This is a genomic window from Aliivibrio wodanis, from assembly GCF_052920805.1.
In genome coordinates, this window is record NZ_JBREXA010000002.1 from 341931 (window position 1) to 354374 (window position 12444).

The window sequence follows — 12444 nt, forward strand, 5'->3', positions numbered from 1 at the left end:
GTGCCTTTGGTCGGCTTTATTAATAAAAGTAAGGCGTTCTACAATATTGGTGGTTTTATATACGATATGATAAGGGTTTAAAGTAATAATTATGTACCTAAAAGCCTCGCTTTATTTAATAAAGAGTTAAGGATTTATTGAACTGGTGGTATGATGAGTCTAGTTTTTACATTAAAGAATGGATTTGAAACTTGTATGGTTATTAAGGCAAAAAGTCCAGCAGCCTTTGCTGAAAAATACATTATTGAAAGTATTTGGAATGGACGTTTTCCACCAGGTTCAATTTTACCAGCTGAGCGCGAGCTTTCTGAGCTTATCGGTGTGACAAGAACGACATTACGTGAAGTACTACAGCGTTTAGCTCGTGATGGATGGTTAACTATTAAACATGGCAAGCCAACCAAAGTAAATAATTATATGGAGACATCAGGACTTCATATCTTAGATACATTAATGACATTGGTTGATGCAAATAATGCGACTTCTATTGTTGAAGACCTATTAGCTGCACGAACTAATATTAGTTGTATTTTTATGAGACAAGCGTTTAAAACAGATAAAGAAGGTTCTTTACGAACGCTTAATCGTGTTATTGATTCTTGTGAGCAATTATTAGCAGCAGATAGCTGGGATACCTTTATTGAAGAGTCTCCTTTTGGCGCTAAGATTAAAGCTGAAGTAAAAGAAGATAATGAAAAAGATCCAGAAAAACGTGAAGAGATATTAATTGCAAAAACATTTAATTATTACGATTACATGCTTTTCCAAGGGGTTGCGTTTAAATCTGGAAACCAAATTTATGGACTTATCTTTAATGGTCTTAAAAAGCTATATGCTCGTGTTGGTAGCTATTATTTTTCAAATCCAGAAGCACGTGAACTTGCACTGCAATTCTACCGTGATTTAAAACAGATTTGTGAAGAAGAAAGAAAAGACGCAGTAATGCCAAGAATGCGGCAGTATGGTCTTGAAGGTAATTTGATTTGGAATGAAATGAAATTGAATTTACCAAGTAACTTTAGAGAAGATGACAGCTAAGTTACCTAAAAATAGATAAAAAGCAGGCGATAAGCCTGCTTTTTATTATCTGTAACTTTATTATTTTCTTTTCTTCATTTAAATATTAAGCCTTATTATTTTCTTTTATGTTATTTATGAGATTCCCGCCTAAATTTACAAAATTAAAAGTAAAAAACTATGAAAAAGTATTAAGTACTGTATAGTGTGCCTATCGTAACGAGTCAGTAATACTATGATACGTTGTCACAAATTAATGAGCTATAAATAGGGTCGCTATCGTGAATAAATTAGTAAGTGGAATGATTGTCGGTGCAGCATTAACTGTTGCCGCGAGTGCAAACGCACAAATTTCTCAGTGGTCAATTGGTGCAGCAGCTGCCTATTCTCCATCTTTTTATAAAGAAACTCCTTCAAATACGACAGTGATCCCTATGATTGGTTATGAAGGAGAGCATCTTTTCCTTCGTGGGTTTAGTGGTGGTTATCGCCTGCGTCCAGTTGGCTCGCCACAGAATATTATTTTCCGTTTTATCTATGATCCTCGAACGTTTAAACCAGAAGATTCGGATAATGCAGCGATGCAACAATTGGATGAACGTAAAAGCACTATTTTAGGCGGTGTGACTTATCAAGCTATTACTCATATTGGCTTGTTTGAAGTTGGTGCAGGCTCAGATATTGGTAATACACACAATGGAATTTATGCTGAAGCGGTTTGGAAGTTACCAATTCGAAGAAAAGGTTGGGCTATCACACCATCATTTGGTTATTCATATAATAGTGAGCGATTAAATAATCACTTATATGGTGTGTCAGCTGAAGAATCAACGAGAACAGGTGGTGCTATGAGTTCATTTGATGCTGATTGGGATGGACAATTTTTTGTTGGTTTATCAACTTACTTTCATTTAACTCCTAATATTCGTGTTACTGGTGGTCTTCGTTACGTAAACTTGGAAGGACAGATTGAAAGTAGCCCAATGATAGAGCATACGACAAGTACAACAGGTAATGTTGGTATAGCATACGTTTTTTAGAGTTAATTTGAAGAAAAGCCGTGATAAAATTATTTTTAACGGTTTTTTTTGATTTTTTAGAATAATAAATCTAAATGCAGTGACTTTGAATTCCATTAATATAATGAATTTGATGTACTGAACATATTTTAAGTCAATACTCAGATATAAAAAAGCCACTCAAATGAGTGGCTTTAAATTATCTTTAGTCTTATCAATATAATGATTAGATTAGGAAATCTTCTAAAGCTTTACCAGCATCAAGTTGAGTCTGAAGTGCCGATGGAGTACGACCTTGGCCTGTCCATGTTTTTTCTGCACCAGCATGATCTGAGAATTTGTATTTAGCAGGACGTGGAGCACGTTTCTGTTTTGTTTTTACTGTAGTAGAAGACATAGTGTCCATTAGATCTTCAGGTGCAATACCATTATCGATCATCATTTGACGGAACTCTTCAAGTTTCGCTTGTTTTTCAGCAAGTTGAGCGCGGTCTTCTGCCTCAGTATCTTGACGTTCAGCTACAACTGATTGTAGTTTCTCAAGAGCTTCTTCTAATTGCTCAAGAGTCATTTCACGAGATAGTACACGTAAGCTGCGTAGATTCAGTAGTGTTTTAATAGTATCAGACATTGTTCATTCCAAAATTATTTTTGATAATACAATTATAATATAACAGAAAAAGAATATATCAAATTAATTAGTCAATAAATTAAAAATATTAGTGATAGATATATTAAAAGATATTGAGATAAGTGTCATAGGTCAAGTTAAATAAGGTTAAAGTATCTCATTCTGAGTGGTGTGGTAGCCTAATGTTAAATTGCTCAAAATAGCATTGCAAATTTGTTTTCAATAAGTACAATGGGCGCACCTAAACGGGTAGAGGCGCACTGCCTAAAAGTAGATTGTTTGAGGGTGATTCTGATGACGGCAATTGAAAGGAGTCAGTGCCGAAGCTAATTACGTTAATCAAGCGTGCTTAGCTGGGGTTATTTCGAAAAGGAATAACACTGCCATAGTCAATTTTATTTTTTCAACTATGGAGCGCTACTGTGGGGAAATGGTTTACATTCACTTCCTTTATAACGGCTTTGCCGTATCAACAGTAGATCTCCAACCAAACTGGTTGTTGTAGATCATGAACTTAGCTGATTTTTCCAATTCTCCAATATCAATATTGCCCCCATTAATGGCTTTGGGTTTAGCAATTATTACACGCCGAGTATTACTTTCTCTTGGTGTTGGTATTATTTTAGGCGCAATCTTGCTGTCTAATTACTCAATTTCTAGTACTGTGTCTTATACCTTTAGTTCTATTAAAGGTGTTTTCATCGATGATGGGGCTATTAATACATGGAATATGAGTATTGTTGCTTTCCTTATTTTATTAGGAATGACAACGGCACTATTAACACTTTCTGGTGGTACTCGTGCATTTGCAGAATGGGCGCAGACAAAAATTAAAAGTAAACGTGGTGCAAAACTACTTGCTGCTTTTCTTGGTGTCTTCATTTTTGTGGATGACTATTTTAATAGCTTAGCTGTTGGTTCTATTTCTCGTCCTGTAACTGACCGTTTTTATGTATCAAGAGCAAAGCTAGCTTATATTCTTGATTCTACTGCTGCACCAATGTGTGTCTTAATGCCTGCATCAAGTTGGGGCGCGTATATCATTACCATTATTGGTGGTATTTTGGTATCACACGGTGTAACTGAATATTCGGCATTAGGTGCATATGTTCGCTTGATTCCAATGAATTTTTACGCTGTTTTTGCTCTATTAATGGTATTTGCTGTTGTTTGGTTCCAACTAGACGTTGGTCCAATGCGTAATCATGAAAATGAAGCATCACGTGGTAATGGTTTTGATGATAAAGCAGTAAATGCTGAATCTAAAGACCTAAACGAAGAGCTAAATATTACTGAGAGTGAAACTGGTAAAGTTTCAGATTTGATTTTCCCAATAATTACGCTAATTGTAGCGACAGTATTCTTTATGATTTATACCGGCGTACAAGCGTTGGTTGCTGATGGTAAAGAAATTAATATTCTTGGTGCTTTTGAAAATACCGATGTTGGTGCATCATTATGTTATGGTGGTTTGATTGGCCTTGGTGCTGCTCTTATTACTGTTTTTCGTCAAGATATTTCAGCAAAAGATATTGGTATGACCATGTGGATTGGTGCTAAATCGATGTTTGGTGCAATCTTGATTTTATTCTTTGCATGGACAATTGGCTCTGTTATAGGTGATATGAAAACAGGTTCTTACTTATCTAGCTTGGCTCAAGGTAGCATCGGTATTCACTGGATCCCTGTTATTTTATTCCTTCTTTCAGGTCTAATGGCATTTAGTACGGGTACATCATGGGGTACGTTTGGTATCATGTTACCAATTGCAGGTGATATGGCGGGCGCGACTGATATAGCACTTATTTTACCAATGTTAGGTGCGGTATTAGCGGGATCTGTATTTGGAGACCATTGTTCACCAATCTCTGATACTACCATTTTGTCTTCTACTGGTGCTCGTTGTAGTCATATTGATCATGTAGCGACACAATTACCTTATGCATTATCCGTTGCAGGTGTATCTGCTATTGGTTATATCGCTCTTGGTTTTACAGGATCGGTATTAATGGCATTTGCTGCATCAACAGCCGCGTTTATTCTTGTTTGTGGTGCATTGATGATAATGTCTAAAAAACGTGCAGTAACTGCATAAAACTAGCAATATCATTAACAAACCGGTCTAAATGACCGGTTTTTTATTGCTTTTTTATGGTGAAATCGCGATCATTACTTCTGTATCTATTTTGATTGGAGTGTGTTTTGTGTCCCGTTTTACTTTACCTATTATTGATAAACAATCACCCTTCCAAAAAGAGTTTGAACCTGTCATTCGAGATCTGATTGCTCATGTGCGTTCAGCGGTTCCTAAATCACTTCATAGTATCTATCTTTATGGCAGCGTAGCGCGACGTCAAGCGACCCCCGGCCGTTCTAATTTAGATGTAACGATAATAACTACATTACCTTTGACCAATAAAGAGCAAACTTTGGTTAATACGATTAAGGTAAGATTCCAGTCAAAATACCCACAAATAACAGGCGTTACTTTTAACATTGGAGAAGCGAAGGAAGTATTGCAGCTTGAATCAATATTCAGCTGGGGCTTTTGGCTTCGTCACTGCTGCGTGTGTATTTTTGGTGATGATCTATCGACTCGCTTTGGTGATTTTGAACCAAGCTGGGAAATAGCTAAAAATATGAATATGGATATTGAAGAATGGTTGCAGGTATATATTAAAAAAATATCCACGAACCAAAATATAGAAACTCAAGTTGAACAACAGAAAACTATAGCTAAAAAAGTATTACGAAGCTGCTATTCATTGGTTATGCATAGAGATAAAGGTTGGTACGATCATCCAGTGTTGTGTGCGCGAAAGTTTTTAGAGTATTACCCTGACAAGCAAGTTGAAATAGAAAGGCTAGTCATGTTGTTAAAAGGCCGAAAAATACCAAAACGTTCAGTAATTGCACTGTTAAAAGAATTTGGTGATTGGGTGGTTAGTGAGTTTAATAAAATAGAAAGAAAAATAGGTTAACTATATTGAATTTACAGCAGAGTGGTTTTTTACTCACTCGACAGAATAAAGAGATAAGTTCAAAAAGCCGAGTAGATCTTTGGGTAAAATGTGAAGATCATATCGCGCATTTACTTATTGAAAATGAGCTTGCTGTTGCTTTCATATTGCAAGATAGATTATCTGAGTATGAGTGTATTCTAAATAATCAAAAAATTACATATACAGTTAAACCAACTCAATTAGCAACTTTTCAACATCAACCTGTTGCGGGAATATATTTTGTTTCAACCAATGAAAAGCGTTATGCCTCCCAATGCCTCGAGCAAGCTGAACTACCTATTTTTGAAAGTGATATACGTTTAGCTGATCGATATTTAATGGAACGTTTTATTTGTGGTGGTCTTTCTTTTATCGGTACGGCCATTCCGAGGAAAAATCATATTGAATATCGAAATGTAAAAATAAAATCTACCCCCATTTCACCTACATTTAGCAAAGTTTCTTTAGATATAGAGTGTTCAGAAAAAGGGATTCTTTATTCTGTAGCATTAGACAGTGAACTAGATACCAGAATTATAATGGTAGGTACCTCTGAGACCACTGAGCTACCTATTCAATGGGTTGATAATGAAAAGCAATTATTATTAGCACTTGAAGATTGGTTTCAAACATTTGATCCTGATATCGTGATTGGGTGGAATGTAATTAATTTTGATTTTAGGTTACTGCTCCAACGGGCAAAGTGGTATAACCTTTCTTTTAGAATAGGCCGTGGCAATAGTACACTTTATTGGCGAGATTCAGATAAAAATCGACAGCAAGGTTTTCTTTCATTTCCAGGGCGAGTAGTGCTTGATGGCATTGATGCCCTAAAGACGGCAACTTACCATTTCTCTAGTTGGTCTTTGGAGTTCGTGGCCCAAGAATTACTTAATGAAGGTAAGTCGATACATGACCCTAGTGATCGGATGGGCGAAATTAATCGAATGTATCGTGATGATAAACAGGCTCTTGCTAAATATAATCTACAAGATAGCGTGCTTGTTACTCGTATTTTTGAGTTAACCCATTTAATTGAGTTTGTCATTGAACGAACGAAATTAACCGGAGTTGAATTAGACCGTATTGGTGGCTCTGTTGCCGCATTTACTAATTTATATTTACCTCGATTACATCGATCTGGTTATATAGCCCCCAATTTGGAAAGTGAGAACTGGATTGCTAGTCCAGGAGGTTATGTGATGGATTCTAAACCTGGATTATATAACTCTGTATTAGTGTTAGATTTTAAATCACTTTATCCTTCAATTATCCGAACTTTTAGAATTGATCCATTAGGGTTAATTGAAGGTTTGAAGCAAGATATAGGTATTGACAGAGACCAATCTATTGATGGTTTTAGGGGAGGGCGTTTTCATAGAACAAAACATTTTCTGCCCCAATTAATCGAATCATTATGGTCAGCTCGTGATCAGGCAAAGAAAAATAATGAGAAAGCATTTTCCCAAGCAATAAAAATCATTATGAATTCATTTTATGGTGTTTTAGGCTCATCAGGATGTCGTTTTTTCGATCATCGACTTGCTTCTTCAATAACAATGCGCGGCCATGAAATAATGAAAAGTACGCGAGATTTGATTGAAGCTGAAGGGTATGAAGTAATTTACGGAGATACGGACTCTACGTTTGTCACTTTAAATAAAATTGTATCTTCAGAAGAGGCGGATAAGATAGGGCAGCATTTAGTTCAACATATTAACCTATGGTGGGATACTCACTTAGCGTCAGAGTATGGTATTGATTCAGCGTTAGAGCTTGAGTATGAAACGCACTATCGAACTTTTTTAATGCCAACGATCCGGGGTTCAGAGACTGGGTCTAAAAAACGTTATGCTGGATTAATTCGAAAAAATGGCAAAGAAAAGATTATATTTAAAGGGTTAGAAACAGTCCGTACTGATTGGACACCGTTATCGCAAACTTTTCAAAAAGTACTCTTTGATAAGGTTTTTCATCAACAACCTGTAACAGATTACGTGAGAAATTATGTTGATGATACTAAGTCAGGGAAGCTAGATTCTAAATTAATTTACCGTAAAAGATTACGAAGAAAATTAGCAGATTATCAAAAAAATGTTCCCCCTCATGTTAAAGCAGCAAGGCTAGCTGATTATTATAATCAACAACTGGGTAAGCCACTTGAATATCAGTATGGCGGCTGGATAGAATATATTATTACGACTTCTGGGCCTGAGCCGATCAAGTACCTTAAGAGTCCAATAGATTATGATCATTATGTAGAAAAGCAATTAAAGCCGATTGCTGATGGTATTTTACCTTTTATTGGATTGGATTTTACACAGTTATCAGCATCACAATTAGGTCTATTTTAACGATTAATTTTGTTGTATATTGAGAAAAGGCAACTAGGATTTATGTATCTTTAACTCTATATCTATAAAGGGTATAGAGTTCCGTAGAATAAGTAGACTCTAAAGTCAATAGTATTTTAATAGCAAAACTTTGCGTCTTAACGCATAATAAATACGCGATCACCTTAATTTTTAAGGTAAAATAGGCCATAAAACTAGCCTCTGTAATTTGAGGTAGCAGTAGATTTAAGTCGGAGTGTCAGTTGTGATTAAAGTATTCCTTGTAGATGATCATGAGCTGGTTCGCACAGGGATTAGACGTATTCTTGAAGACGTCCGTGGAATTAAAGTAGTAGGGGAAGCTGACAGCGGTGAAGACGCCGTAAAATGGTGTCGAGCAGAGCAGGCAGACATTGTCCTTATGGATATGAATATGCCTGGCATTGGTGGTTTAGAGGCCACAAAAAAGATTTTGCGATTTAATCCAGATATGAAAGTTATTGTCTTAACTATACATACTGAAAATCCATTCCCAACAAAAGTTATGCAAGCAGGAGCTGCTGGCTATTTGACTAAGGGAGCAGGACCGGATGAAATGGTAAATGCCATACGTATGGTTCAAAGTGGACAACGTTATTTATCTCCAGAAATAGCGCAGCAAATGGCATTAAGTCAATTTACACCTGATTCTGAAAACCCATTTAAGGAGCTTTCAGAGCGTGAATTACAAATCATGATGATGATAACTAAAGGCGAAAAGGTGACGGATATTTCCGAGCAGCTGAATTTAAGCCCGAAAACAGTCAATAGTTATCGTTATCGATTATTCAGTAAATTGAATATAAGCGGAGATGTTGAATTAACTCATTTAGCTATTCGTCATGGCATTTTAGATGCTGAGACGCTTTAGTGTCTTCTTTTGATTCAGCCGCTTTTTTAAAATCAGTAACTCACCAGCCCGGTGTTTATCGTATGTATAACACCGGAGCTGATGTTATTTATGTTGGTAAAGCAAAAGATTTAAAAAAAAGATTATCAAGTTATTTTCGCAGTAACATCCCATCAGAAAAAACCAAAGCGTTAGTTAGTCATATTGACCATGTTGATGTGACGGTTACTCATACCGAGACCGAAGCTCTCATTCTTGAACATAATTATATTAAGCAATATTTGCCAAAATATAATGTATTGCTTCGAGATGACAAATCATACCCTTATATTTTTATTTCAAATCATAAACATCCTAGGATCTCTATCCACCGTGGTGCGAAACGAAAAAAAGGGGAATATTTTGGTCCATACCCTGATTCAGGCTCGGTTCGAGAGAGTCTACATTTAATTCAAAAATTATTCCCAATTCGTCAATGTGAAGATTCTGTTTACGCGAATCGTCAACGGCCTTGTTTAATGCACCAAATTGGACGCTGTTTGGCTCCTTGTGTTAAAGGTATTGTCAGTGATGAGGAGTATGAAGAACAAGCTGAATTTATCCGTTTATTTTTACAAGGTAAAGATCGGCAGGTTATTCAAACGTTGGTTGAACAGATGGAAGAGTCTAGTCTGGCGCTTAAGTTTGAAAAAGCGGCCGTTATTCGTGATCAAATTCAAGCAATGAGGCGAGTTCAAGAGCAGCAATATGTGTCAGATGATAGCACTGATGATTTGGATGTTTTGGGGTTTGCCATTGAAAATGGATTGGCCTGTGTACATTTATTAATGATACGACAAGGTAAAATTTTAGGTAGCCGTAGCTTTTACCCTAAAATTCCTGCAAAAACAGATAAAGACGAAGTGTTTTTAAGTTTCCTCTCTCAGTATTATTTAAATCACTCTCAAGGGCGTACGATTCCAAATCGCGTGGTTACAAGTTTTGAATTTGATGGACAAGGGCTAGAACAGGCATTAACGGATTTTTCTGGGCGGAAAGTGACCTTTCAATTAAACCCAAAAGGGATGAAAGGAAGATATTTAAAATTAGCAGATACCAACGCTTTAACTGCGTTAACTAGTAAATCAAACCATAAACTAACCATCTATCAGCGATTCAAGCAGTTAGAAGAGGCGTTGTCTTTAGTATCGATTCAGCGAATGGAATGCTTTGATATTAGTCATACGATGGGGGAAAAAACGGTTGCATCGTGTGTTGTTTTTAATCAAGAAGGACCAGTAAAAACTGAGTATAGACGGTATAATATCACCGGGATTACAGGAGGTGATGATTATGCTGCTATGGCTCAAGTTTTAGAACGTCGATACAGTAAACAGTTAGATGTAGATAAAATTCCCGATATTGTATTTATTGATGGAGGGAAAGGGCAATTAAATCGCGCTTATGAAGTTATTTCAAGTCATTGGGATAGTTGGCCAAAGCAACCCTTATTATTAGGAATTGCGAAAGGTGTCACGCGAAAACATGGCTTAGAAACCTTAGTGAAAATAACAGGTGAAGAATTCTCGATGCCAAGTGATTCTCCTGCGTTACATTTAATTCAGCATATTCGGGATGAAAGCCATAATCATGCAATTAGTGGCCATCGTTCTCAAAGAGCTAAAGTAAGAAAAACCAGTATGTTACAAAACATTGAGGGGGTTGGCCCCAAACGCAGACAAGCATTATTGCAATATTTAGGTGGTCTACAAGAATTAAAAAGTGCAAGTGTTGAAGAAATAACCAAAGTGCCAGGCATTAGCCGATCTTTGGCAGAAAAAATACAGGATGCGTTGAAACAAGGATAAAAAAAGCGCACCATAGGCTCAGCTGATCAAAACTAAAGAATTATTATGCGACTAACGATACCAAATATACTTACTTTTATTCGACTGGCACTGATACCTGTGTTTGTTGTTGTTTTTTACTTACCTTATGAATGGTCAGCTGTTGCAGCGGCAATGGTATTCTGGGTTGCAGGTTTTACTGACTGGCTCGATGGATTACTAGCAAGAAAACTTGGGCAAACCACTCGTTTTGGTGCTTTTTTAGATCCAGTTGCTGATAAAGTGATGGTGGCAGCAGCGTTAATTTTGATTACCGAGCATTATCATTCAATTTGGGTAACAATTCCTGCTATTACCATGATTGGGCGTGAACTTATTATTTCAGCATTAAGAGAATGGATGGCTGAAATAGGTAAAAGAGCAAGTGTTGCGGTTTCATGGGTAGGTAAAGTAAAAACTGTTTCTCAAATGTTTGCTCTATGGGTATTAATTTGGCGTTATGATGATTGGATGGTATGGGTTGGCTATGTTGCACTTTATATAGCAACTATTTTAACCTACTGGTCAATGATCCAATATTTAGCAGCTGCAAAAGATGATTTGCTCAATGCGGATGAATAAATAGTAGAGAGTATATAGAAAAGCGAACTTAGGTTCGCTTTTCTATATATGGTAATAAATAAATGATAGTGATCTGATATCTCAGGCTTTTATATTTTCTTTTTCTTGTAATGACTGCGTTTTAGGTACTGTTTATGTAAGGTATTTAATTGTAATAGTGTCTTTTTTGTTTGTTTTATATTCACTTTGATCGCATTTTATTCAAACGAAACAAAAACGGAAAAATAGTGTTGACTCTAAGTGCTGAATCAGTAGAATGCATCCCGTACCCAAGAGGAAGGCAGCAAATAAGCAGCTAACCGATTGAGATTACAAAGGCGCCTTGGCAGAGTGGCTATGCAGCGGATTGCAAATCCGTGGACCTCGGTTCGACTCCGGGAGGCGCCTCCATTCTCTTTTTGAGAATATCGCGACACTAGCTCAGCTGGTAGAGCGCAACCTTGCCAAGGTTGAGGTCACGAGTTCGAGCCTCGTGTGTCGCTCCAAATTTTGTAAAAAAGTAGTCAAGTAACATTGGCAGACTGCTTAAAAGATGGTGTCTAACCCACTTTATTATAAAGTGCATTGGTTGGGAGCATCGCAATAAAGAATTGCGTGCCCTGGTGGTGGAATTGGTAGACACAAGGGATTTAAAATCCCTCGGCGTTCGCGCTGTGCCGGTTCAAGTCCGGCCCGGGGCACCATCTATTAAAGTCTATATCGTAAGATATAGCATGCGACACTAGCTCAGCTGGTAGAGCGCAACCTTGCCAAGGTTGAGGTCACGAGTTCGAGCCTCGTGTGTCGCTCCAAATTTTGTAAAAAAGTAGTCAAGTAACATTGGCAGACTGCTTAAAAGATGGTGTCTAACCCACTTTATTATAAAGTGCATTGGTTGGGAGCATCGCAATAAAGAATTGCGTGCCCTGGTGGTGGAATTGGTAGACACAAGGGATTTAAAATCCCTCGGCGTTCGCGCTGTGCCGGTTCAAGTCCGGCCCGGGGCACCATCTATTAAAGTCTATATCGTAAGATATAGCATGCGACACTAGCTCAGCTGGTAGAGCGCAACCTTGCCAAGGTTGAGGTCACGAGTTCGAGCCTCGTGTGTCGCTCCAAATTGAGAA

General features: G+C 37.2%; 9 protein-coding genes, 6 tRNA genes and 1 riboswitch. Of the genes, 14 read left to right on the forward strand and 1 reads right to left on the reverse strand.

Going from position 1 to position 12444, the window contains the following annotated elements:
- The first annotated feature begins 195 nt into the window (after nucleotides 1-195).
- Nucleotides 196-1038 (forward strand): fatty acid metabolism transcriptional regulator FadR, encoded by an 843-nt coding sequence (gene fadR / locus ACU5DF_RS09505; RefSeq protein WP_045103334.1) that lies wholly within the window; start codon nucleotides 196-198, stop codon nucleotides 1036-1038.
- Between the two features lie 281 nt (nucleotides 1039-1319).
- Nucleotides 1320-2057 carry a MipA/OmpV family protein gene (locus ACU5DF_RS09510; protein WP_446714217.1) on the forward strand — a complete coding sequence of 246 codons (738 nt, stop codon included), beginning with the start codon at nucleotides 1320-1322 and terminating at the stop codon, nucleotides 2055-2057.
- Between the two features lie 205 nt (nucleotides 2058-2262).
- On the opposite strand, the gene ACU5DF_RS09515 is transcribed toward ACU5DF_RS09510, so the two are convergent.
- The gene (locus tag ACU5DF_RS09515; protein WP_045102422.1) at nucleotides 2263-2667 is read right to left on the reverse strand and encodes an H-NS family histone-like protein; all 405 of its coding nucleotides are present in this window, start codon (nucleotides 2665-2667) and stop codon (nucleotides 2263-2265) included.
- A 242-nt stretch (nucleotides 2668-2909) separates the two neighbouring features.
- Nucleotides 2910-3095, forward strand: a riboswitch (Lysine riboswitch).
- An 80-nt stretch (nucleotides 3096-3175) separates the two neighbouring features.
- On the opposite strand from ACU5DF_RS09515, the gene ACU5DF_RS09520 reads away from it, so the two are divergent.
- The 12 genes from ACU5DF_RS09520 to ACU5DF_RS09575 all read left to right on the forward strand — a co-directional run bounded on the left by ACU5DF_RS09520 (nucleotide 3176) and on the right by ACU5DF_RS09575 (nucleotide 12435).
- A complete protein-coding gene (locus tag ACU5DF_RS09520) occupies nucleotides 3176-4762 on the forward strand; it encodes a Na+/H+ antiporter NhaC family protein (RefSeq protein WP_045102421.1) in 1587 nt (528 codons plus the stop codon).
- Nucleotides 4763-4871: 109 nt separating this feature from the next.
- Nucleotides 4872-5648: a nucleotidyltransferase domain-containing protein gene (locus tag ACU5DF_RS09525; RefSeq protein WP_080889833.1), complete on the forward strand. Its 777-nt coding sequence runs from the start codon at nucleotides 4872-4874 to the stop codon at nucleotides 5646-5648.
- 5 nt (nucleotides 5649-5653) lie between these two features.
- Nucleotides 5654-8023: a DNA polymerase II gene (locus ACU5DF_RS09530; RefSeq protein WP_446712682.1), complete on the forward strand. Its 2370-nt coding sequence runs from the start codon at nucleotides 5654-5656 to the stop codon at nucleotides 8021-8023.
- A gap of 244 nt (nucleotides 8024-8267) precedes the next feature.
- Complete coding sequence (gene uvrY, locus ACU5DF_RS09535) at nucleotides 8268-8912, forward strand: UvrY/SirA/GacA family response regulator transcription factor (RefSeq protein ID WP_446712683.1); 645 nt, start codon at nucleotides 8268-8270, stop codon at nucleotides 8910-8912.
- Nucleotides 8912-10738 (forward strand): excinuclease ABC subunit UvrC, encoded by a 1827-nt coding sequence (uvrC, locus tag ACU5DF_RS09540; RefSeq protein WP_446712684.1) that lies wholly within the window; start codon nucleotides 8912-8914, stop codon nucleotides 10736-10738. The genes uvrY and uvrC overlap by 1 nt, the downstream gene beginning before the upstream one ends.
- 45 nt (nucleotides 10739-10783) lie before the next feature.
- On the forward strand, nucleotides 10784-11338 hold the full coding sequence (gene pgsA, locus ACU5DF_RS09545) for a CDP-diacylglycerol--glycerol-3-phosphate 3-phosphatidyltransferase (protein WP_045102417.1): 555 nt from the start codon (nucleotides 10784-10786) through the stop codon (nucleotides 11336-11338).
- 316 nt (nucleotides 11339-11654) lie between these two features.
- Nucleotides 11655-11728, forward strand: a tRNA-Cys gene (locus ACU5DF_RS09550).
- A gap of 19 nt (nucleotides 11729-11747) precedes the next feature.
- A tRNA-Gly gene (locus ACU5DF_RS09555) sits at nucleotides 11748-11823 on the forward strand.
- A 111-nt stretch (nucleotides 11824-11934) separates the two neighbouring features.
- A tRNA-Leu gene (locus ACU5DF_RS09560) sits at nucleotides 11935-12021 on the forward strand.
- Between the two features lie 32 nt (nucleotides 12022-12053).
- A tRNA-Gly gene (locus ACU5DF_RS09565) sits at nucleotides 12054-12129 on the forward strand.
- Between the two features lie 111 nt (nucleotides 12130-12240).
- Nucleotides 12241-12327: transfer RNA gene (locus ACU5DF_RS09570), tRNA-Leu, on the forward strand.
- Nucleotides 12328-12359: 32 nt separating this feature from the next.
- Nucleotides 12360-12435 (forward strand) — tRNA-Gly (locus ACU5DF_RS09575).
- Nucleotides 12436-12444 lie beyond the last annotated feature (9 nt).